The sequence below is a fragment of the Blautia sp. MSK20_18 genome (assembly GCF_020553125.1).
Classification (GTDB): domain Bacteria; phylum Bacillota; class Clostridia; order Lachnospirales; family Lachnospiraceae; genus Blautia_A; species Blautia_A fusiformis.
The window spans coordinates 1-22,512 of the sequence record NZ_JAJCGR010000044.1; the positions used below are offsets into that span (position 1 = coordinate 1).

Below are 22,512 nucleotides of genomic sequence, written 5' to 3' on the forward strand. Positions count from 1 at the left end.
TGGATAAATCCTTACTGGCTGTAAGGGATATTAACCATAAATATATTGTAGTAGATAAGGGGTGACTTCTCATGCATCACAAACATTCTTTTCGCAGAAAGCTGCAGACATTTTTTCTTTCTCTGCTGCTTGTTCTGCTAACAGTCGCAGGAGTTCCCTCTGCTGCTTACACAGCCGAGGCTGCTTCTGCTGACACAACAATGGCTGTACACTTTCTGGATGTAGGGCAGGGGCTTTCGATCCTGGTCCAGTCACAGGGGCAGAATCTCCTGTATGACGGCGGTGACCGAGGACATTCCAGTTTCGTGGTTTCCTATCTGCAGAAACAGAATATTTCCATCATTGACTATATGATCTCCTCCCATTATGACGAGGACCATGTGGCTGGTCTTGTAGGATGCCTGGACAGCTTTTCCGTAAAAAATGTGATCGGTGCAGATTATGTACAGGATACAAAGATCTATCAATCTTTTGAAAACAGTGTTGCCGCTCAGGGATTAACTGTGCAGCATCCGGAGCCCGGAACGGATTTTACTTTCGGAGGCGGGAAATTTACGGTTCTTTCTCCTCAATCGATCAGCAGCAACGATAACGACAATTCTGTTGCGATCCGGCTGGAAAACGGAAATAACCATTTTCTTTTTACCGGGGATGCAGAATCTGCCGGGGAGGAAGCGATCTGTGATCTGGGACTTGATCTTTCCTGCGATGTGATCGTTCCGGGACATCACGGTTCTGCCACTGCCACCACCTGGGATCTGCTTCAGAAGACTGTTCCGGAATATGCAGTGATCAGCTGCGGCGCCGGCAATTCCTACGGACATCCTCATAAGGATACCATGGATAAGCTTGCGGATATGGGAATACAGGTATTTCGTACTGATGAGCAGGGTACAGTGATCGCAGTCAGCGACGGAAGCAATATCCAGTGGAACCAGAGTCCCTGTAATGATTATTCTGCTGGAGATGAATCGGATACCGGCACACAGCCTTCCTCCGCTTATAAGGATTCCAGTGCGTCCGGCTATGGATCTTCTGATTCGGCTGCTGCAGATCCTCAGACCGGAGTGCAGGCCGATCCGGAGCCAGTGGGTGATATGGTCTGGATCTCCGCTACCGGAAGCAAGTACCACCGGATCCCTAACTGCGGAAATATGAATCCGGATAATGCCACAGAAATGACACGCTCCCAGGCGGAAGCTGCAGGGTATAAAGCCTGCAAGAAGTGTTATTAGAAACGTCCGCATGCTGTCAGGTTTTCTGAATATCATGCAGTATTGACGTAATATGGATAATCTTTGAGAACATTATTTAAGGACAGCTGTATCATAAATTGATATGACAGGCTGTCCTTTTCTTTTACTATTTTATAATATCCTCCGCCGGTTCAGCCGGTACGAAAACTCTCTTCTTTTCTTTTTTCTCCTTTTTTGCTGCCTTTGCCCGCTCGGTAGCCTCCCTGCAGAATTCCATCTGGGAATTTATCAGCGTCTTGCCACGTTTGTCCTGCTTCTCATACAAACCGGAGGGCTGCAGGATATGTGCTTTTACATTGTCACGGAATTCCAGATCCAGCACATGCATGATCTCTTCCTTGATCCGCTCATCTTCCACAGGGAAAACAATCTCCACACGACGGTCAAGGTTACGTGGCATCCAGTCCGCACTTCCCATATAGATTTCATCGGAACCGCCATTGCGGAAATAGAAAATACGGCTGTGCTCCAGGAAATTACCGACGATCGAACGCACGTGGATATTTTCGCTGATACCCGGAATGCCCACCTTCAGGCAGCAGATGCCGCGGATCAGAAGATCGATCCTGACACCACAGGAAGAAGCATAATACAGCGCTGCAATGATCTCAGGGTCACACAGAGAATTCATCTTTGCCGCAATGTGAGCCTCTTCTCCCCTTTTCGCATGCTCCGCTTCTCTTTCGATCATTTTTACAAAACGGTCCTTCATCCAGATCGGTGCAACGATCAAGCGATTCCAGCGTTTCGGCTCGGAATATCCGGAAAGCATATTGAACACAGCAGTTGCATCCTCTCCAAACCGTTCGTCACAGGTAAATATACCACAGTCTGTATAAAGCTTGGCTGTGGAATCGTTATAGTTTCCGGTTGCCAGATGCACATATCTGCGGATCCCGTTTTCTTCTCTTCTCACAACAAGAGTGATCTTACTGTGTGTTTTCAGGCCCACCAGACCATAGATTACATGGCAGCCTGCCTTTTCCAGCATTTTTGCCCAGACGATATTGTTTTCCTCATCAAAACGTGCTTTCAGCTCTACAAGAACGGAAACCTGCTTGCCGTTTTCTGCGGCTTGAGCAAGTGCCGCAATGATGGGTGAATTGCCGCTGACGCGATACAGGGTTTGCTTGATTGCCAGTACATCCGGGTCCTTTGCCGCCTGACGCACAAAATTCACCACCGGATCAAAGCTCATATACGGATGATGCAGGAACACATCACCCTCCCTGATCACCTGGAAAATATCTTTATCATTCTGAAATGCAGGCACTGCTGCCGGTTTGTATTTCGGTTCCTTGAACTGATCGTATCCGTCAATACCATAAACCTTCATCAGCATGGTCAGATCCAGCGGTCCGTTGATAAAAAAGATATCATCTCCATGAACCTGAAACTCCATTTTCAGAATATCCAGAAGCCGCGGATCCATCTTATCTTCCACTTCCAGGCGGATCACCTCTCCCCACTGGCGTTTTTTCAGCTGTTTCTGGATCTCAACCAGAAGATCCTCTGCCTCATCCTCGTCAATAGGAAGATCCGCATTACGCATGATCCTGTACGGATGGGCACAGATCACATCATAGCTTAAGAACAGCTTGTCGATGTTGCGCTCAATGATCTGTTCCAGAAGTGTTACGGTTGTATGGCCTTTTTTCTCAGATGGAATGATCACTACTCTCGGAAGTACAGAAGGCACCTGTACAGTGGCAAAATCAATCTCTTCTTTTCCTTTTTTAGTATCTTTTTTGGAAAGAAGTGCTCCGATATTCAACGTTTTATTACGGATCAGAGGAAACGGTCTGGAAGAATCCATTGCCATTGGTGTCAGGACCGGATATACATTATCTTCAAAATACTGATCCACAAATTCTTTCTGCTTCTCGGAAAATGCCTCGTGCTCAAAGATCACATGAAGTCCTGCTTTTTCAAGTGCAGGGACCAGAGACCGGTTTAATGTACTGTACTGTACGTGAACAAGATCATGTGTCTGCCGGCTGATGGCTTTCAGCTGTTCCTTGGCTGTCATTCCTGCAATATCTGTTTTTTTGTACCCTGCATGAACCTGATCCTTTAGGGATGCAACACGGACCATATAAAATTCATCCAGATTGGATGAGGTGATACTCAAAAATTTCAGTCTCTCAAACAGAGGTAGATTTTTGTCTCTGGCTTCACTGAGCACACGATCATCAAATTTGATCCAGCTCAGCTCTCTGTTTACAAAATATTCCGGTTTGTCAAATTCCTTAAATTTCATACAAAAACCTCCTCCGTTATCTTCTTCCCTTCCGTCTCATTACAAGCCGGATTCCAAACACCTCTTCAAAAAATTCCTTTTTATCTTTCAGAAGCCCCAGTTCCAGAGAAACATCCCTTGCGGAATCCACCACCAGGTAAAGAATCCTGTCTTTTAAGGTTACATTAAGCGCTTTTACCTTCTGGTAATGGCTTCTGTCCATAGCATTGGCCAGGCGGAGAATCGCGGTCAGCTTCGCAGTCAGGAGATAATTTTCCCTGCTCATGGATGTTTCACGGTTGATTTCTTTGTAGCAGCCGAATTCTCTGGTATTATACCTTACCGCACTTGCGATCACCTGCCGCTCCTCTGTGGAAAGACCTATGATTTCCGTAGCCATGATGATCCGGTAAGAGCATTCTGCCACCTCACTCATACTGATATATTTTCCGCAGTCATGAAGAAGAACTGCAATCTGCAAAAGAAGCCGTTCACGTTTTCCCATGCCGTGGATCTTCCTTGTGCTGTCAAAAATATCCAGTGCCACATCGGTAGTTCCTGCAATGTGGTTCTTTCCGCTGGAATACCTTTTGGCAATGTTCCTGGATGCCACCAGGATATCATTTTCAAAATTGTGTACACTTTTCAGATATTTGTTTTTTTCCGCATAGTCATAGGCAATCCCGTCCAGAAGAGAAACACCCGGGATCCAGAGTGCTTCTGCCTGAAAGATTTCTATAAAATTTCGGATGATAACCATGTTCGGCACGATCAGAGACGCATATTCCGGTTCCAACTCCATGGATTCGGCAAGGTCATGATCGGACATGTTTACAATGGTCTCGTATTTCTTCAGGAATTCCTCCTTTGTGATGATATTCTCTCCGGATCTGTCCTGAAAGATCGTATCTGTGAGAAAATCTCCCATCAGGATCAGATTGGAGATTTCCTTGTCCTTAAGATAAAGACGTTGAAAGCTTATCAGATCATTTCGGATAAATTCCTCTATCAGCCGGTCATAATGTGGAGTTGTTTTCTCCAGTTCTTTCAGACGTTCGCGGATACGAAGACTTCCCATACGGATACTCTGGGTCAGCACCAGAGCATCTTTGTCAAAGAGAGAGATCTGCAGATTTCCTCCTCCGATATCCAGGATCGCCGTCCCCTTCTGAATAGCCTTTTTGAAGCCGGATTCAATGGCAGCAATGGATTTATATCCCAGAAAATGCTGTTCCGCATTACTCAGGATCTCTACCCGGATACCAGTTCTCTGATAGATCTGCTCCAGGATGATCACCGGATTTTCCAGCTCACGGAGAGAGCTTGTTGCACACGCACGCCAGCTTTCTACCCCAAATTCAGCCATCATGCGTTTAAAATCATTAAGGATCTCGCAGAGCTCATCTACAGTCTCCATCTCTAGCCGTCCTGCAGCATAAGTTCCACGGCCCAGCTCCAGCTGGTAACGGACATCATTGATCTCCCGGAAGCCGATCCGCCTTGACATTTCAAAGATCTTCATACTGACTTCATAGGAGCCTATATCAATTGCTGCAAAGGTTGTCACCGCCATAGTTTTTCATCCTTTCCCCCAATACACAGGTAAACTATTTCTTTTTTTCTTCCTCTGTTCCCACAATGTAATCAATAAACTGCTGCGCTGCACGTCCGGTCAGTCCGCCGTGAGAGATCTCCCACTGGTTGGCTTTCAGAAGAAGCTCCTCCTCCGGCATGGTAACTCCATAACGGGCTGCCAGTGTGCGGACGATCTCCTGGAACTGTTTTTTGTCCGGTTTGCCAAAGTAGATACGGACGCCAAAGCGATATACCAGTGAAAGCTTCTCCTGCACGGTGTCGGAGGAATGCAGATCATTGTCATCTGCGATCTCCAGCTTATCTGTGGCACGCTCACGGACAAGATTACGCCGGTTGCTTGTGGCATAGATCAGGACATTGTCCGGTTTTTTCTCAAGACCGCCCTCGATCACTGCTTTCAGGTATTTATATTCAATCTCAAATTCCTCAAAGGAAAGATCATCCATATAAATGATAAAACGATAGTTACGGTTTTTGATCTGGGCGATGACTTCATTAAGATCCTGGAACTGATGCTTATAGGCCTCAATGATACGAAGTCCCTGATCATAATACTGGTTCAGGATTCCCTTGATACTGGAAGATTTACCGGTTCCCGCATCACCAAAGAGCAGACAGTTGTTCGCCTTTCTCCCCTGTACAAATGCCTCTGTATTATCAATGAGCTTTTTCTTGGCGATCTCATATCCTACCAGATCATCGATCTTCACATGTGCGATCCTTGTGATAGGCTGGATCTCCACCTTTCCCTCCTCATCGTGGCCGATACGGAATGCCTTATGGAGACCAAGCTTGCCAACACCGAAATCTTTATAGAAGGATACCATATCATCCATAAATTCTTCGGTTGTGGTGGCTGCTGCCAGGGTTTTGCTCATCTGACAGATACGGTCACGGATCCTGGTATTAAAGAGCTTGCTGTTCTCATCCGGTGTCTGGTAATCACAGATCACCCTGCAGCATACAGTTCCGAACACTTTATCAAAGACCGTGATGTCAAAATCATACAATTCCTTGAAAATCTGGAAATCATTTTTTGCTAGGTCGTTAATGCTGCCCTTGATCGCTCCTCGTATCTCGCTTGCCATACTGAAAGCGTTCTCATGATTTACCAGAAGGAAGGTAAGATATGTATGCCAGATATTTCCGGAAAAACCGTACATTCCTGCCAGCTCCACCAGCCCGTTGACACTTTTGAAAAACTGGTCTTCTCTTGCCTTGAGTGCTTCTTCATCTGCTTCATAAAGATTAATAAGTTCTGTCATATCGTCCAGTATCTCACCGTTTGAAAATCCACGGTAAAGGATACATTCCTGAATTCTTGCCAACATAATAATTTAACTCCTCTGTATCTTAATAATTTCCAAGAACACGGAGAACATTCGCCTCTGCCTCGATTCCTCTTAACGCATTCTCCACAGCGCTTTCGCCAAGTTTCCCTGTGAAATCCACGAAAAAACGGTATTCCCAGGATTTTCCCGGAATCGGACGGGATTCAATTTTGGTCATGTTCAGTCCGTTGTAGATAATATGTGAAAGCATGTTGTAAAGAGTTCCGCTTTCATGAGGCAGCTCAAAACAGATGCTGATCTTCCCGGCCTTTTCCTCGTATTCCGGTTTCCTGCTTACAATAATAAAACGTGTAGAGTTTGCTTTTTCTCTGCAGATATTTTCTGCAAGGACCTTCAGACCGAATACCTCACCAGCCTCACGGCTTGCGATAGCTGCCACGCCTTTGTCCCCCACCTCACTGACCTTTTTGGCCGCGCCTGCGGTGTTTTCCACTTCCTTCTTTTTCCAGGAAGGGTTTTCCTCCAGAAATGCCTTGCACTGGGCAAGCCCCTGAGGATGAGAGCAGACTTCCCTGATATCCCCTATCTGTGCATCCGGCATGCCCAGAAGCACATGATCCACACGGATGATCTGCTCGCCTACGATATACAGCTTGTACTCCATAAGAAGGTCATAGATATCAGCCACGATACCTGCAGTAGAATTCTCAATAGGAAGTACCGCATAATCGGCCTTGCCATGGGTTACATCCTCCATAGCTGTCCTCCATGTTTTTACATGGTAGCTTTCGATATTTTTCCCAAAGTACTGCCGCATAGCCGCATAGCTGTAGGCTCCCTCTACACCCTGAAACACAACCGTTGCGTTTTCAAGGGGAACATGCTTCACAGTTGTGAAATTGCGCTCTCCGTAAATCCCATGCTCTGTCAACAGCTGGTACTGTCTCTTACGGCTGATGGCCATGATCTGACGGAAAAGCTCCTGCACGCCGAGGCTGTTAAAGTCCCCGTGGGCCTTGTTTTTCAGCGTATGGATCTTCTGGCTCTCACGTGCCGGATCCAGTACCTGCTTACCAGTTTTTATTTTATATTCAGCGACTTCCTCACTCACCTTCATTCGTTTTTCAAAGAGACGTACGATCTCACTGTCGATCTCATCGATCTCGTCTCTGTATCTTTCCAAATCCGTCATTGGTTTCCTCCGTTATGTTTCCTGATAATTTCTGTAAGATCCCCCAGGAACGCCAGGGAACCAAAAGCAATGATCACATCCTCTTTTCCTGCCAGCTGATAGGCCTCTGCCACTGCGGCTTCGATGTTGTCAAAGGGCCTTACATCAGAATGAAATTCCCGCACCGCATCTGCCAGCTCCTGCGGGGTCAGAGCCCTGGGGTTATCCGGTGCCGCAATCGTCAGGATGGTATCTGCGTATTTTTCTGTTTTCCGGATGACCTTGCGGTAATCCTTGTCACGGAACATTCCCATGATGTAGATGATCCTTTTTCCCTTAAAATACCGTTCAATGGATGCAGCCAGCATGTCTGCCGCTGCAGGGTTATGAGCTCCATCAACCACAAAATCCGGTTCTGTCCCGAGAAGTGCAAATCTTCCCGGCCAGGTGGTACGTTTCAATCCATCCTGTCTCTGGACCAGTGTTGTGGGATATCCCTGTTCATTCAGGATTTCCAGTGCCCGGAGCGCTGCCACCGCATTTTCCTTCTGATAGGCACCTGCCAGGGATATTGTATATTTTTCTCCTTTATAAAGAAAGGTCTGGCCGGTTATGGATGCTTCCAGTACCTCTGCGCTGTCCTGGTCTGCTGCCTCGTATGGCACATTCTGTTCTGCGCATATTCTTCGTATGACTGCCTCTGCCTCCGGCTGCTGTTTTACAGTTACCATATGACTGTTCGGTTTAATGATGCCGGCCTTTTTTTCTGCTATCTCGCCCAGGGTATTTCCAAGAAATGCCGTATGATCCATACTGATGGATACCAGAATGGAAAGAACTGTAGTACTTATAATGTTGGTGGCATCCAGATCACCGCCCATACCAACTTCCATTAATACCAGATCGCATTTCTCATCCCGAAAATAAAGAAATGCGGCTGCAGTTTCAATTTCAAATACTGACGGATGCGGTTTTCCCTCTTTTACGATCTCATCGATCACCTCCGCGATCCTTGTCACATATGCTGCAAATTTCTCTCTGCTGACAGGTTCTCCGTTAACCTCCATCCTCTCTCTGTAGGAATAGACCGCCGGGGAAATATATCTTCCGACCCGGTATTCTGCACCTGATAAAGCGGAATACAGATATGCGATCACAGAACCCTTTCCGTTAGTTCCCGCTACATGAACATACTTCAGTTCATCCTGGGGATCTCCAAGCCGCCTCATCAGTTCTCTCATATTTTCCAGTCCCAGAACAATTCCCTTTTTCAATTCCGCAGCTCTGATGTAGGCACGACTTTCTTCATAATTCATCGTCTGTTTTCTCCTTCCGCATGTGTTGATGATCCATTACTGCTTTTTCACTTTGCAGTAATAATTTTGTTCATTATAACCCACGTGTATATTTTTTTCAAGGCAGGGAAGGCTATTAAAGACGCTTTTCCACGTTAAATATATTTAAAGTCCAGGCGGATATTCGCAGCCCCGCAGGGGACTTTCTTAATTCAGTTAAACTGACATTTTTCCGGAAAGCGCAGGATTTCTGCTGATGAGAAGGAGCTTTAAAATGCAAAAGAAGGATTTTTTTCTGTGTGGTTTTACAGGCTGGTGTCTGGAGATCTTATGGACAGGACTGCACTCTCTTGTCACCGGACATTTTACTATGATGGGCAAAACCTCTCTTCTGATGTTCCCTGTTTACGGACTTGCAGCACTGATCCGTCCGGCTTACTACAAGCTTGCCCGCTTTCCGGTTATGGTACGGGGGATCATTTACAGCTGCGGGATTTTTTTCGTGGAATTTTTAAGCGGATCTTTTTTTCAGAAGCTTCACATCTGTCCCTGGGATTATTCTCATGTTCCGCTTCAGTATAAAGGAGTGATCCGACTGGACTATGCTCCTCTGTGGTTTTTTACCGGTCTCTTTTTCGAATGGCTTCTTCGACAAAATCCTCGGAAAGTCTCTTGAAAATCTCACAGTTATATTATATGATAACTGGAAGGAATCTTATTTCCAGTAAATAATTGGAGGTACAACATGAGACATTTAATGAGTCCATTGGATTTCTCGGTTGAAGAGCTTGATAAGCTTCTGAATCTCGCCGACGACATCGGGAAAAATCCAAAAAAGTATGCGCATACCTGTGATGATAAAAGGCTTGCGACATTGTTTTACGAACCAAGTACACGTACACGTTTAAGTTTCGAAGCAGCCATGATGAATCTTGGAGGAAAGGTTCTCGGTTTTTCTTCTGCTGATTCCAGCTCCGCATCCAAAGGCGAAAGCGTTGCCGATACTATTCGCGTTGTTTCCTGTTATGCAGATATCTGTGCTATGCGTCATCCGAAAGAGGGTGCTCCGCTTGTAGCTTCTATGTCATCCAATATTCCGGTGATCAATGCCGGTGATGGCGGCCACCAGCATCCTACCCAGACATTAACCGATCTTTTAACTATCCGCTCCCTGAAGGGCAGACTTGACAATATTACCATCGGCCTCTGTGGTGACCTGAAATTCGGCCGTACCGTTCACTCTCTGATCGAGGCTCTGGTCCGTTATGAAAATGTGAAATTTGTTCTGATCTCTCCGGAGGAGCTTCGTATTCCAAGCTATATCCGTGAGGATGTTCTGAAACGCAACAATGTCGAGTTTGTCGAGGAGGAACGTCTGGAGGATGCACTTCCGGATCTGGATATCCTGTACATGACCCGTGTTCAGAAGGAACGTTTCTTCAACGAAGAGGATTATGTCCGCATGAAAGATTTCTATGTTCTGGACAAACAGAAAATGGAGCTTGCACCGAAGGATATGTATGTCCTCCACCCACTCCCACGTGTTAACGAGATTTCTGTTGAAGTGGATTCTGATCCACGTGCCGCTTATTTCAAACAGGTCCAGTATGGTGTGTATGTCCGTATGGCCCTGATTCTTACATTACTGGAGGTGGAACTGCCATGTTAAACGTAGGTGCTCTTCGTGAGGGTTATGTTCTGGATCATATCAAAGCCGGCAAGGCAATGACGATCTATCATGACCTGAAGCTGGATAAGCTGGACTGTACGGTTGCTATCATCAAAAATGCCCGCAGCCAGAAAATGGGAAAAAAGGATATCATCAAGGTTGAATGCCCCATCGAGGATCTGGATCTGGATATCCTTGGTTTTATCGATCATAATATTACCGTAAATATCATCAAGGACGAAAAGATCGTTGCAAAGAAAGAGCTGAAGCTGCCGAAGCAGGTTGTGAACGTGATCAAATGCAAGAATCCTCGCTGCATTACTTCCATCGAGCAGGGACTGGATCAGATTTTTGTTCTTGCAGATGAAGAGAATGAGGTTTACCGGTGTAAGTATTGCGAGGAGAAATATAGAGGTAAACGGAATAAATAGGGATTCAAGGATTCCTGCGAGAATTATTGACAACCGGACGCGTCCGGCTCCTGCGAAGGCCTGAATATCGAAGCGGGAACTGGGCGCTGTGTTTTCATAGAAAAGTTTTTTACAAAAAAGCAACTGATATTTTACAGAACATATCTGCAAAATACAGTTGCTTTTATTATGTACTTATTATCATACACAGTCAGACCGATAAGCCGGGTTATGTCGTTGGGTGATCATCTATCTAGGCCTTCCGTTGCCAGAAGGCTCCAGCGACCTACCTGAAAGCACGACGGGCCGCCGTATGGCTTTCTTCTCGGTCTTGCTTCGAATGGAGTTTACATGTGCCCGCTCTGTTACCACAGCGGCGGTAGTCTCTTACACTGCCTTTCCACCCTTACCCCGCAAAACGGGGCGGTTTATTTCTGTTGCACTGGTCTGGGAGTTACCTCCACCGGACGTTATCCGGCATCCTGCCCTGTGAAGCCCGGACTTTCCTCGTCTGGACCCTTTCGTCTGTCCAGCCGCGATCACCTGGCCTGGCTGCGCACCTGCTATTTTAACACAGGTGTATAGACTTGTAAAGTTGGAATTTTCTTGGTCTCCTATGTCTTTTACATGGAAATCCATCCAAATGCATTTGCCACAGAACTGAAAAGAATGATCGCCGCAAAGATTGGGCAAAGATACTGGATCATAAAATTAAAGATTCTTTTTCTGCGGAAAGTACCACCTTCCTGCAGTACTTCCTCTTCAATCTTCTTTGTACCAACTACTCTGGATATCAGAAGACAGGTAGCAATCGCTGCGATCGGCATCATGACAGAGTTCGTCAGGAAATCAAAGAAATCAAGGAACTGCATTCCAATGATCTTAACACACGCCAGAGGACCATAGCCAAGAGAAGAAAGACTTCCGAGAACAACCATGATAATTCCGACAAATACTGTCGCCTTCTTGCGTCCCCATTTCAGTTCATCCTGAAAAGTAGATACTGCACTCTCAGTCAGTGCAATAGAACTGGTCAAGGCTGCACAGAGAACCAGTACAAAAAACAGGATTCCAACCAGAGTTCCAAATCCCATGCTTGCGAATACCTTCGGAATCGTAATAAACATCAGTGCCGGTCCCGCCTGTAACGTATCCGGATCTCCACCGGAAAATGCAAACACTGCCGGAATGATCATCAGACCTGCCATCATTGCGATCGCTGTGTCAAAAATTTCTACATTTTGTGTAGAACCTTCAATAGATACATCCTTTTTCATATAGGAACCAAAAGTTACCAGAATACCCATCGCGATCGACAGAGAATAAAACATCTGTCCCATTGCCGCAACCACTGTCATCCAGGAGAAGTTTTTGATATTTGGTATCAGAAAATATTTCACACCTTCCAGTGCTCCTGGCCTCGTTACCGAATAAATGACAATGACCACAGACAAGAATACCAGTATCGGCATCATTAATTTGGAAACTCGTTCCACGCCATTCTGCACACCTGCATAAATGATCACCAACGTAAGCAGTGTAAAAAACATGAAACAGGTTTCTGTAGAAAATCCATCCGCTATAAAAGCAGAAAAATATCCGTCTTCGGCAAGAGTCTGACTGCCTCCCTTTACATACTCCACCAGGTATTTAATTACCCAGCCACCGATCACGGAATAATACGGCACGATCAGAACCGGTATGATCGCATTGATCCAACCGCCCAAAGACAGCCACTTTGATTTACCAAAAGTTCCAAACGCACCTACCGGACTTTTCTTTGTCATACGTCCCAGAGCTGTCTCTGCCACGATCATAGAATATCCAAAGGTCAATGCCAAAATGATATAGATCAGTAAAAAAATTCCACCGCCGTACTTTGCCGCCAGATAAGGGAATCTCCATATATTCCCAAGCCCTACCGAAGCACCAGCTGCAGACAGTACAAATCCAATCTTCCCGGAAAATGTACTCCTCTCATGTTTATGTTTCTCCATAATTCTTCCTTTCCCGTCACATATTTGTTTTTCATATTCTTTATGTCTTCTCAATTTCCGCTCATATGATAATACCATGCTTTTATCCCTCAGGCAAACAATATATTAAAAAAATGCAGAGCCTATATTTCCTGAATTACTGTTCACTCCATTCTCAATAACACGCTTCGCGATGCTCAGAATTTATGCTAATCACATAAATTCGCACAGTATGGCTCGGGTTTTCTGTGACCTTCGCTCACAAAAAACACCTCGCGTAATATTACCAGTGAGCAGTAACTTTCCTTCTCTGCATCTCACAACCATACTCTCCGCACATTTTATGTTTTTCCTACCAGTTGGATGCACCAGCCTGGGGGAGAGGATATCGGTTTGGGCTGCTGCGGAGGAGGGGTGATAACTACTTGGGCTGCGGGAGTCGGCGTTATTGCGGCAGGGTCAGCTGTCTGAGCCAACGGCGAGTTCTGGCCCTGCCGCAATGCTTTTAGCCGACTCACGGAGTCCTAGTAGTATCCCCCGACGGAGTCCCTGCCCAGACCGATATCCTCTCCCCCAGGCGTCCGTCGTCCGTCATTCTGCTACCACCACTTTCCCCAGCAGTATCCCCCCTACGCAACCATCCACTCTGACGTTATCGTTCAAACATTCGTTCGTAAATTAATTTCCTACCGGATCTCCAACGTCCACTCCTGCCGATCCACAACCTCACCGATCACCCCAGCCTGCAGACCAGCCGCATCCAGCCGCTTCATGATCTCCGGCACATCCCCCTCCGGAACCGCCGCCAGCAATCCCCCAGAAGTCTGCGGATCAAACACCAGATCCTCCCGCCAGAGTACCGCCGAACTCTTCACTCCGGTTTTCTCAGCAAACTCCCGATTCCTGTAAGCCCCACCCGGAATCAATCCCATAGAAGCAAACTCCTTCACATCCGGAAGCACCGGCAGCTTCTCCGTATCGATCACAACCGTCCGGTCACTGGCCACAGCCATCTCCGTAGCATGTCCCCCAAGACCAAACCCCGTCACATCCGTACAGGCATGAACCTCAAAGTCTTTAAAAACCTCACAGGCATCCCGGTTCAGTTTCTTCATGGAAGCCAAAACCGCCTTACGTGCACCTTCCGTCACCAGATCCGCCTTGATCGCCGTATTCACGATCCCCGCACCCAGCGCCTTCGTCAGGATCAGCTTATCCCCGGTCTGCGCTCCAAAATTCTTCCAGAACTTCCTCGGATCTACAAAACCCGTCACACTGAGCCCATACTTTGGTGTATCATCCTGGATCGTATGGCCACCGGCAAGAACCGCACCAGCCTCCATCACCTTATCTGCACCACCACGCAGGATCTCCCCGAGGATCTCCACATCCATATCCTTCGGAAACGCCACAATATTCAAAGCTGTCTTCGGAGTTCCACCCATGGCATATACATCACTCAATGCATTTGCCGCCGCGATCTGCCCGAAATCATAAGGATCATCTGCCACCGGAGTAAAAAAATCCAGTGTCTGGATCAGTGCCAGATCTTCGGAAACCTTATAAACGGCAGCATCATCCGAAGTGTCTGTTCCAACCAGAAGATCCGGATCAGAGAACTTTGGCAGCCCTCCAAGAACTCCCGCCAGAGTCCCCGGTCCTACCTTAGCTGCACAGCCACAGTTTGGAGCCAGTTTTGTCAGTTGTACTTTTTCTTTCATGATCATTTTCCCTTTCCTTTAAGCCCTGTAAATCCCGTTATCCATCCGCAGCACCACAGAAGACTTTAACTTTTCCGATTCACACTCAAAAGGCTCCACACACCACAGATCCTATGCACAGAGAAATCCTAATCTTCTCATCTTTGTGCCAACCGATATCTGCATTGCATAGAGCCTTATATCTACACATAGCTTTTTTTATTCATACAATTAATTTATACATTAAAACAACTACCGCCAATAAACTCCCTCAGAAGCGAATTAAACGGAACGCCTTCACTGGGCACCGGCACAAAATAATCCAGGAACTTCAAAAGCCGCTTCGCCTCCTGATACTCCGGTTCACTCTTGTCAATTCCAAAAAGCAGCGGTTCCGCATAAACCTTCAGGCAGGCAAGCTCATACACAAGAGCTGAATTAAACATCACATCTGCTTCCTCCTGGAACGGAAAAATATTCTGCTCCTCGCCTCTCCGTACAGAAGGCCACCTTGCAATGGTATCCTTTGCGGAAGTTCCACGTGTACGTGCATCACGGACAATTCGGCGTATCAGCCTTCCATCCGTTGTGGGGATCCGGTTATGCTCATCAATGTTCAGCTGTGTCAGCGCACTGATATAGATCTTAAACTTACTCTCTTTTGGAAGAGCATAACTCAGCTTGTCATTAAGCCCGTGAATGCCTTCGATGACCAGGATATCATCTTTTCCAAGCTGAAGCTGGTCTCCCCGGTATTCCCTGCATCCGGTCTTGAAATTAAATGTAGGAAGATCCACGGTTTTTCCCGAAAGGAGATTCAGCATATCTTCATTAAACTGCTGCGTGTCAATGGCTTCCAGACACTCATAATTCTTTTCTCCGAATTCATCCAGCGGCGTATGTTCACGATCCACAAAATAGTTATCCACAGCAATGGGATGCGGCTTCAGACCATGAGCAGAAAGCTGAATAGATAATCTGTGAGAAAAACTGGTCTTTCCGGAAGAAGACGGGCCTGCGATCATTACGAATTTTACATTTCCCCTTCTCCGGATCTCCTCGGCAATCGAAGAAATCTTGGCCTCATGAAGTGCCTCCTGGATCAGCATCAGGCTCTGCACACCTTCTCTTGTGATCCGGTCATTGAGATCTCCTACAGTGGCAACATCCAGCTTATCGCCCCACTCTTCCGATTCCTTCTGCACATGGAAGATCTTAGCCTGGGGTTCAAAAGGCTCCAGCACATCCGGGTTCTTCTGTCTCGGAAGGATCAGCACAAAGCCTTCATCATAAAGCTGCAGATCAAAATACTTCACATAGCCGGTATCTGGTGCCATAAATCCGTAAAAATAATCCTCGAAATTTTCCAGGCTGTAAATATTCACTCTGGAAACCCGCCGATAACGGAACAGCTTTTCTTTATCATACATATGATGCCTGTGGAACATGGAAACGGCATCATCCGTGCTGACACTGCGTTTGCAGATCGGAAGCTTCCGTTCTACCAGTTCCCGCATCCGCACTTTTACCCGGTCAAGAAGCTCCTGATCCAGGGTAGCACTGCCTTTCATGGTAAAATAAAGAGCATTTCCAATAGAATAATGGATCACAACATGATCCACATTCTCTTTTCCAGCTACATCAAAAATTGCCTTCAAAAGAATAAAGATCGCACTTCTCCGATAGGTTTTTCGACCGGCACTGTCCTTTGCGGTTATAAATCCCAGTGTACAGTCATGCTGAAGCTTCTTGTGAAGCTCACGGAGCTTTCCGTTCTCAGTCACAAGGATCACCGGATACTCTGTTTTGCCCTCATAATCCCTTATGATCTCAGAATACGGTGTCATTTTGGGGTATTCCCTTGTTTCTCCGTTTATGGTCACTTTAATCATTGTCTGTTCCATAACGATCCCCTCCACAGGCTTACATATTTATACAGCTGCCTGATTTTTCGGACAGCCATGTGTTTCACGATTCATTTTTCCAAAACGGATAATCGTATTCCGTCCCACTACATATTCATGAATACAAGCACTTTTTGCGATCCGCTTTTACAAAACAGTATATGGATTTTTCACACTGGCGCAGGTTGTCTTAAGCGCAGAGAATGCCTCATTCAGTTCCCTCTCCATAGCTTCCGCAAAAATATACTCCGTACCGTAATGTCCGGCATCTACGATCGCCAGACCATCTGCCATAGTATCGATGGCAGTATGATAATCAATATCTCCGGTCACATATACATCCGCACCGGCGGCCATTACATCACCAATCATACTCTTTCCGCTTCCTGTACAGATCGCCACCGTCTCGATCTTCCGATCCAGATCACCGTAAACCCGTACATCCGGAAGATGATTGCATTCTTTTACATATTTTCCAAACTCACCAAGAGTCATAACATGGGAAAGCTTTCCTACTCTTCCGAACCCCTCCGGCTGCTCCCCGGATTCATCGGTAACTGTAAGCACCCTTGTATCCTGAAGCTTCAGATGATCTGCGCTTAAATCTGCCATTCCGATCACATCATAATTGGTATGCATGGCAAAATACGGGATATCCTCCTTTATCAGACGGAGGATCTTTCTTCCGGTAAAGGTATGATTGTTGATCTTTTTGATTCCGGAAAAGATCATTGGGTGATGGGTAAGGATCATATCCGCACCAGCAGCCACCGCCTCATCCAACACCGGTTCCGTAAGATCCAGTGCAAGAAATACATGGGAAATCTCTTTCTGGTCATCTCCCACCAGCAGTCCCACATTATCCCAGTCCTCCGCAAATTTTTGCGGATGATGCTCATTCAGCCATTCGATCAGTTCATATGCTTTCATATCGTTTCAGAGCTGTATGGATCAGCTCCATTTCCTCCTTTACTTCTGCCAGACGAGTTTTTGCGGAAACAGACTCTGCCCCGGAAAGATCGGCAAGTATTTTCTTACGGATCATTTCCTCCCGTAGAAGATACTCTTTAAGGACCGGGTGACATTTTTTCAGAAGGAGAGGTCCAAACCAGGCCTCTTCCTCTGTGTAAACAGTCTTTTCTCCCGCATTGTTACGTACCGCTTTCATCATAGGATAAAATTTTCCGTCTTCTTTTATCATTTCTTCCCTTACGATCTCCCAGCCGATCTCAGAAAGAAAATGCCGGAAATGAGGAAGGTCCGACTGAGGCTGCAGGATCAGTTCCTGAAACCCCTCCCGGACCTTCGCTCCATCTTTTAATATCCTTTCCATCAGAGGACCACCCATTCCCGCGATCACCAGGGTATCACCTTCTCCCGGCTCAAGCTTCGCAAGCCCGTCGCTCAAACGGGTCTCTATGTAATCTTCAAGGCCATAACGGGTAATATTCTCCCTGGCTCTTGAAAGCGGTCCCGGACGTACATCCATGGCAATGGCTGACGGAACTGTTTTTTCACTGACAAGCCAGATCGACAGATAGCCATGGTCACATCCTACGTCTGCCAGCCGGTTTCCTTTTGTTACCATACCGGCAATGGCACGAAGACGCATGGAAAGCTGTACGGATATATTTTTATCAGTCAAGATAATCCTTCAGCTTGCGGCTGCGGCTGGGATGACGCAGCTTGCGCAGAGCTTTTGCCTCGATCTGACGGATACGCTCTCTTGTGACATTGAACTCTTTACCAACTTCCTCCAGAGTTCTGGCACGTCCGTCGTCCAGTCCGAAACGGAGGCGGAGAACCTTCTGTTCACGGTCAGTAAGCGTACTTAAGACTTCTACCAGCTGCTCCTTCAGAAGTGTAAATGCAGCTGCATCTGCAGGTACCGGAACATTATCATCCTGGATGAAATCGCCAAGATGACTGTCTTCCTCCTCACCGATAGGAGTTTCCAGAGATACCGGCTCCTGAGAGATCTTAAGGATCTCACGTACACGGTCTACCGGCATGTCCATCTCCTCAGCAATTTCCTCCGGCGTAGGTTCACGTCCAAGCTCCTGGAGCAGCTGACGGGAAACACGGATCAGCTTGTTGATGGTCTCAACCATATGCACAGGGATACGGATGGTACGTGCCTGATCCGCAATGGCTCTTGTGATAGCCTGACGGATCCACCAGGTTGCATAGGTACTGAACTTGTAGCCTTTTCTGTAATCAAATTTTTCAACAGCTTTGATAAGGCCAAGATTTCCCTCCTGGATCAGGTCGAGAAACAGCATTCCACGTCCAACATAACGCTTTGCAATGCTGACAACAAGACGGAGATTGGCCTCTGCCAGACGTTTCTTGGCAGCTTCATCCCCCTTTTCCATTCTCTTGGCAAGCTCGATCTCCTCATCTGCACTTAACAGACTGACTTTACCGATTTCTTTCAGGTACATACGGACCGGATCCTCGATGCTGACACCTTCCGGTACAGAGAGGTCGATCTTATCAAGCTCTACCTCTTCTTCATCTTCCATCCCATCCATATCCATATCGTTATCAAGGAGGAGTTCGTCACCGCTGTTTTCTGTGATACGGAGAACGTCCACACCGCTGGCCTCCAGGAAGTCAAAAACCTTCTCCATCTGATCCACTTCCAGTGGAGAGTCCTTGAAAAAGTCGCTGATCTCCTGATATTCCAGCACATTCTTTTTCTTTTTTGCAAGTTCAAGAAGCTCTACAAGTTTCTCGCTGAATTTTGCCATATTCATTTCCATAGGTGCTCTATACCTCCATATAGTGTTTATATTTTATCCTTAATTGAAAGAAATATGCAGCTGCTGCCTCTTTCTTCCAAGGTCTTCCAGTTCTTTTTTTGCTTTTATCAGTTCCTGAAGCCCGGCCATGTCTGACGGGTCCCAGGTACGGTTTTTTTCTTTGAGGCTTTCTTCCTTGATCCGCAGCAGCGCATCGGAAAAAGCCCTCTGCTGTTCTCCTTCGTTTTCCAGATGAATGGTGGCGTTAAAAAGAGATGCCACCTCCCGCTGCTCCTCACTGTCTGTAAAGGCGTTGAGAAGCTTTCCCGGATTGGTCTCTCCCTCCTTATGCTGTTCAAACAGCATCTGGGCTACCTCTTTATACAGCGGTACCACAAAATCGGAAGGGGAAATGTATTTTTCCACCTGTTCAAAAATACCCGGATAATTTACAAGCCAGGTCAGCATCAGCTTCTGTGCTTTGTCTGCGGCGGATTCCTTTTTCTTTGTTTCCGGAGTCCCGGACTTTGGCTGGATCCGTTTCTCTGCAGGCGTCCCCTTCAGAGCCAGCGTGTTGACCCTTTTCCGGATATCCTCCGTGCCCACTCCATAGCGGCCATATTCCTTTACGATGGCTTCTATATAAAGATTCCTCTCCAGTTCATCGGAAAGCTCCAGAAGCATCCCGGCACACCGCTCAAAAAACTGATTCTGTCCCTGGGGTGCATCCATGGCAAATTCCTGTTCCGCAATATGTACCCGGAACATAAAGCTGTCCATAGCCTGGTCCAGACGCTTTTCAAAAGCCTCCGCCCCTTCATTCTTGATAAACTCATCCGGATCCTTCCAGGGCTTCAGGCTTACTACCCTGGACGTGACTCCCGCCTCCCGCAGGATCGGGATTGCACGAAGTGCCGCCCGGATCCCTGCACCGTCACTGTCATAAAGAAGCAGGACTTCCTTGGTGTAACGTTTCACAAGACTTGCATGTCCGGAGGTCAGTGCAGTTCCAAGCGACGCCACTGCATTGGTAAAGCCTGCCTGATGCATGGCGATCACATCCATATATCCCTCACAGAGGATCAGATAATTCTTCCTGGTGGTCCTGGCCACATTCAGCCCGTAAAGATTCCGGCTCTTATCAAAGATCTTCGTCTCCGGTGAATTCAGGTACTTGGGCTTGCCGTCTCCCATGACACGACCTCCGAAACCAATGACCCGGTTGTTTACATCCATGATCGGGAAGATCACACGGTTCCAGAACTTATCATACATGCCTCGCCGCTCATCTACATTGAACAGGCCGGATTCCCGGAGAAGTTCATCACTGTAGCCCTTACCCTTAAGATATTTGTACAGATCATCACTATACTTATCCGAATATCCAAGACCGAATTTACGGATGGTTTCCTCGGAAAGACCTCTTCCTGTCAGATATCCGTAAGCCGTCTTTCCGCCTTCTCTCCGGAGCTGATAATAAAAGTACTGTGCTGCCAGCTTGTTGATCTCCAGAAGATTTGCTCTCTGTTCTGCTTTTTCTCTGGCTTCTCTGGAATACTCGATCTTCGGAAGCTCTACCCCTGCCCGGTCAGCCAGATGTGACAGCGCCTCACCAAACGAGTAATTCTCATATTCCATGATAAAATTGTATACGTTTCCTCCTGCCCCGCAGCCAAAGCAGTAATACATCTGCTTGGATGGTGTTACGGAAAAGGAAGGGGTCTTCTCATTATGGAAGGGACACAGCCCAAAATAGGAACTCCCCCTCCGTGTCAGTTTCACATACTGGGATATCACGTCTACAATGTCATTTTTCATTCGGACTTCTTCTATGATGTCATCTGAATAACGCATGCTTATCCCTCTTTTCCATTTAATAGACCTCCCAGGCTCTCGGTATATAGATCTCCCTGAATTTCTCCATGGAATACTGATCCGTCATTCCCGAAATATAATCACATACTGCCTGTTCCTTAGGTACTCCCCGGTATTCCACCAATTCCCTGTATTCCCGGGACATTGCCTCCGGATGGTCAGTATAATATCCGTACAGTTCACTCAGCATCTGGATCACTTTATCCTCTTCCTTCCTGGCAACCGGATTCTCATAGACATTCCGGAACATCAGCGCCCGAAGCTCCATCATCGCCTCAAAAACATCCGGCGACATGGAGATGCTGTCTTTCCCCATACTGTTCTCTATAATATTATGTACGAAAGTATTCAGCCGTTCTCTCGTGGTATAGCCCAGAAAAGTTCTCATTGTGACAGGAATATCATCTTCTGTGATGATCCCTGCCCGCTGGGCATCGTCCATATCATGGTGGATATAGGCAATCTTGTCAGAAAAACGTACCACCTGTCCTTCCAGTGTGAAAGGATTTCCGCTGGTGCGGTGATTCATGATCCCATTGCGGACTTCCCAGGTAAGGTTCAGCCCGTTTCCGTTCTTCTCCAGTACTTCCACGACCCGGACGCTCTGCCTATAGTGTGCAAAGCCACCCGGATGTACCTGATCCAGCGCTCTCTCTCCTGCATGTCCAAAAGGCGTATGCCCCAGATCATGTCCCAGAGCGATCGCTTCCACCAGATCTTCATTTAAGCGAAGTGCCTTGGCAATAGTCCGGGCGATCTGCGATACCTCCAGTGTATGTGTCAGCCTGGTACGGTAATGATCTCCCTGTGGTGCCAGAAACACCTGTGTTTTATCCTTCATACGGCGAAAAGCCTTACAATGAAGGATCCTGTCTCTGTCTCTCTGATACGTTGTCCGCACATCGCATTCCTCTTCCGGGTGCTCCCGGCCTCTGGTATCTGCGCTGTGAGAAGCATAAGGACTCAAAAGCTCCCGTTCTCTCTGTTCCATGCTCTCTCTGATGTTCATAAGCATTTCCTCCACAGTCTGACAAACAGCGGCGACAAAATACCCTCTGTTAATTATATTCTACACAAAACCACAAATTCCTCTTTTCTGAAAAAATAATTCAAAAAATATTGGAGTTACGGTCTGATCAGCCCTTAAGATGTCCAAAATTATCCTATTGTATATGAAACGAATACAAATATATCACGCAGATCTTCCCATTTCAGCTTCTCACCAGTGCAGGCATGCAATAATTTACTTTCATATAGCCAAAAACAGAGCTGCGATTCACAGCTCTGCCTTAAAGTCATGCGGAAGATGGGACTTGAACCCACACGAGCGCAATGCTCACAAGATCCTTAGTCTTGCTCGTCTGCCAGTTCCGACACTTCCGCAT

The 22,512-nt window shown here is 46.8% G+C and carries 17 protein-coding genes, 1 tRNA gene and 1 other RNA gene; 4 read left to right on the plus strand and 15 right to left on the minus strand.

Features of this window, described 5'->3' with window-relative positions:
* Nucleotides 1–71 precede the first annotated feature (71 nt).
* Nucleotides 72–1,235, plus strand: coding sequence for a ComEC/Rec2 family competence protein (locus LI091_RS16195; protein WP_265191353.1), 1,164 nt, complete (start codon nt 72–74; stop codon nt 1,233–1,235).
* Nucleotides 1,236–1,362: 127 nt separating this feature from the next.
* Here LI091_RS16195 and LI091_RS16200 read toward each other — a convergent pair whose 3' ends face one another.
* Genes LI091_RS16200 through LI091_RS16220 form a run of 5 tightly spaced genes read right to left on the minus strand, consistent with a single transcriptional unit; the run spans nt 1,363 to nt 8,870 of the window.
* On the minus strand, nt 1,363–3,516 hold the full coding sequence (locus tag LI091_RS16200) for an RNA degradosome polyphosphate kinase (protein ID WP_227588344.1): 2,154 nt from the start codon (nt 3,514–3,516) through the stop codon (nt 1,363–1,365).
* A 16-nt stretch (nt 3,517–3,532) separates the two neighbouring features.
* Nucleotides 3,533–5,068 carry a Ppx/GppA phosphatase family protein gene (locus LI091_RS16205; RefSeq protein ID WP_265191354.1) on the minus strand — a complete coding sequence of 512 codons (1,536 nt, stop codon included), beginning with the start codon at nt 5,066–5,068 and terminating at the stop codon, nt 3,533–3,535.
* 34 nt (nt 5,069–5,102) lie between these two features.
* Nucleotides 5,103–6,419 carry an ATP-binding protein gene (locus LI091_RS16210; RefSeq protein ID WP_044960616.1) on the minus strand — a complete coding sequence of 439 codons (1,317 nt, stop codon included), beginning with the start codon at nt 6,417–6,419 and terminating at the stop codon, nt 5,103–5,105.
* 25 nt (nt 6,420–6,444) lie between these two features.
* On the minus strand, nt 6,445–7,575 hold the full coding sequence (pheA, locus tag LI091_RS16215) for a prephenate dehydratase (protein WP_021650329.1): 1,131 nt from the start codon (nt 7,573–7,575) through the stop codon (nt 6,445–6,447).
* Complete coding sequence (locus LI091_RS16220) at nt 7,572–8,870, minus strand: bifunctional folylpolyglutamate synthase/dihydrofolate synthase (protein WP_265191355.1); 1,299 nt, start codon at nt 8,868–8,870, stop codon at nt 7,572–7,574. Before LI091_RS16220 ends, pheA begins: the two co-directional genes overlap by 4 nt.
* A gap of 253 nt (nt 8,871–9,123) precedes the next feature.
* Here LI091_RS16220 and LI091_RS16225 point away from each other — a divergent pair, with 253 nt between their 5' ends.
* The 3 genes from LI091_RS16225 (at nt 9,124) to LI091_RS16235 (ending at nt 10,949) form a co-directional block, all read left to right on the plus strand.
* Nucleotides 9,124–9,525: a putative ABC transporter permease gene (locus tag LI091_RS16225; RefSeq protein ID WP_022426606.1), complete on the plus strand. Its 402-nt coding sequence runs from the start codon at nt 9,124–9,126 to the stop codon at nt 9,523–9,525.
* A gap of 69 nt (nt 9,526–9,594) precedes the next feature.
* Nucleotides 9,595–10,518: an aspartate carbamoyltransferase gene (gene pyrB, locus LI091_RS16230; protein ID WP_022426605.1), complete on the plus strand. Its 924-nt coding sequence runs from the start codon at nt 9,595–9,597 to the stop codon at nt 10,516–10,518.
* A complete protein-coding gene (locus LI091_RS16235) occupies nt 10,512–10,949 on the plus strand; it encodes an aspartate carbamoyltransferase regulatory subunit (protein WP_015525765.1) in 438 nt (145 codons plus the stop codon). Before pyrB ends, LI091_RS16235 begins: the two co-directional genes overlap by 7 nt.
* Before the next feature lie 183 nt (nt 10,950–11,132).
* Here the strand turns inward: LI091_RS16235 and rnpB are convergent.
* The 10 genes from rnpB to LI091_RS16285 all read right to left on the minus strand — a co-directional run bounded on the left by rnpB (nt 11,133) and on the right by LI091_RS16285 (nt 22,510).
* Nucleotides 11,133–11,483, minus strand: an RNA gene (gene rnpB, locus LI091_RS16240) — RNase P RNA component class A.
* A 68-nt stretch (nt 11,484–11,551) separates the two neighbouring features.
* Nucleotides 11,552–12,925: a sodium-dependent transporter gene (locus tag LI091_RS16245; protein WP_265191356.1), complete on the minus strand. Its 1,374-nt coding sequence runs from the start codon at nt 12,923–12,925 to the stop codon at nt 11,552–11,554.
* A 665-nt stretch (nt 12,926–13,590) separates the two neighbouring features.
* Nucleotides 13,591–14,625: a selenide, water dikinase SelD gene (gene selD / locus LI091_RS16250; protein WP_331463642.1), complete on the minus strand. Its 1,035-nt coding sequence runs from the start codon at nt 14,623–14,625 to the stop codon at nt 13,591–13,593.
* 215 nt (nt 14,626–14,840) lie between these two features.
* The gene (locus tag LI091_RS16255) at nt 14,841–16,508 is read right to left on the minus strand and encodes a nucleoside kinase (protein WP_015525762.1); all 1,668 of its coding nucleotides are present in this window, start codon (nt 16,506–16,508) and stop codon (nt 14,841–14,843) included.
* Nucleotides 16,509–16,655: 147 nt separating this feature from the next.
* Complete coding sequence (locus LI091_RS16260; RefSeq protein ID WP_265191358.1) at nt 16,656–17,438, minus strand: Nif3-like dinuclear metal center hexameric protein; 783 nt, start codon at nt 17,436–17,438, stop codon at nt 16,656–16,658.
* Nucleotides 17,425–18,153: a tRNA (adenine(22)-N(1))-methyltransferase gene (locus LI091_RS16265; RefSeq protein WP_320442623.1), complete on the minus strand. Its 729-nt coding sequence runs from the start codon at nt 18,151–18,153 to the stop codon at nt 17,425–17,427. The genes LI091_RS16260 and LI091_RS16265 overlap by 14 nt, the downstream gene beginning before the upstream one ends.
* The gene (gene rpoD / locus LI091_RS16270) at nt 18,146–19,273 is read right to left on the minus strand and encodes an RNA polymerase sigma factor RpoD (RefSeq protein ID WP_021651146.1); all 1,128 of its coding nucleotides are present in this window, start codon (nt 19,271–19,273) and stop codon (nt 18,146–18,148) included. The genes LI091_RS16265 and rpoD overlap by 8 nt, the downstream gene beginning before the upstream one ends.
* 39 nt (nt 19,274–19,312) lie before the next feature.
* The gene (dnaG, locus tag LI091_RS16275; protein WP_021651145.1) at nt 19,313–21,106 is read right to left on the minus strand and encodes a DNA primase; all 1,794 of its coding nucleotides are present in this window, start codon (nt 21,104–21,106) and stop codon (nt 19,313–19,315) included.
* 19 nt (nt 21,107–21,125) lie between these two features.
* Nucleotides 21,126–22,136 (minus strand): deoxyguanosinetriphosphate triphosphohydrolase, encoded by a 1,011-nt coding sequence (locus LI091_RS16280; RefSeq protein WP_015525757.1) that lies wholly within the window; start codon nt 22,134–22,136, stop codon nt 21,126–21,128.
* A gap of 289 nt (nt 22,137–22,425) precedes the next feature.
* Nucleotides 22,426–22,510, minus strand: a tRNA-Leu gene (locus tag LI091_RS16285).
* Nucleotides 22,511–22,512 lie beyond the last annotated feature (2 nt).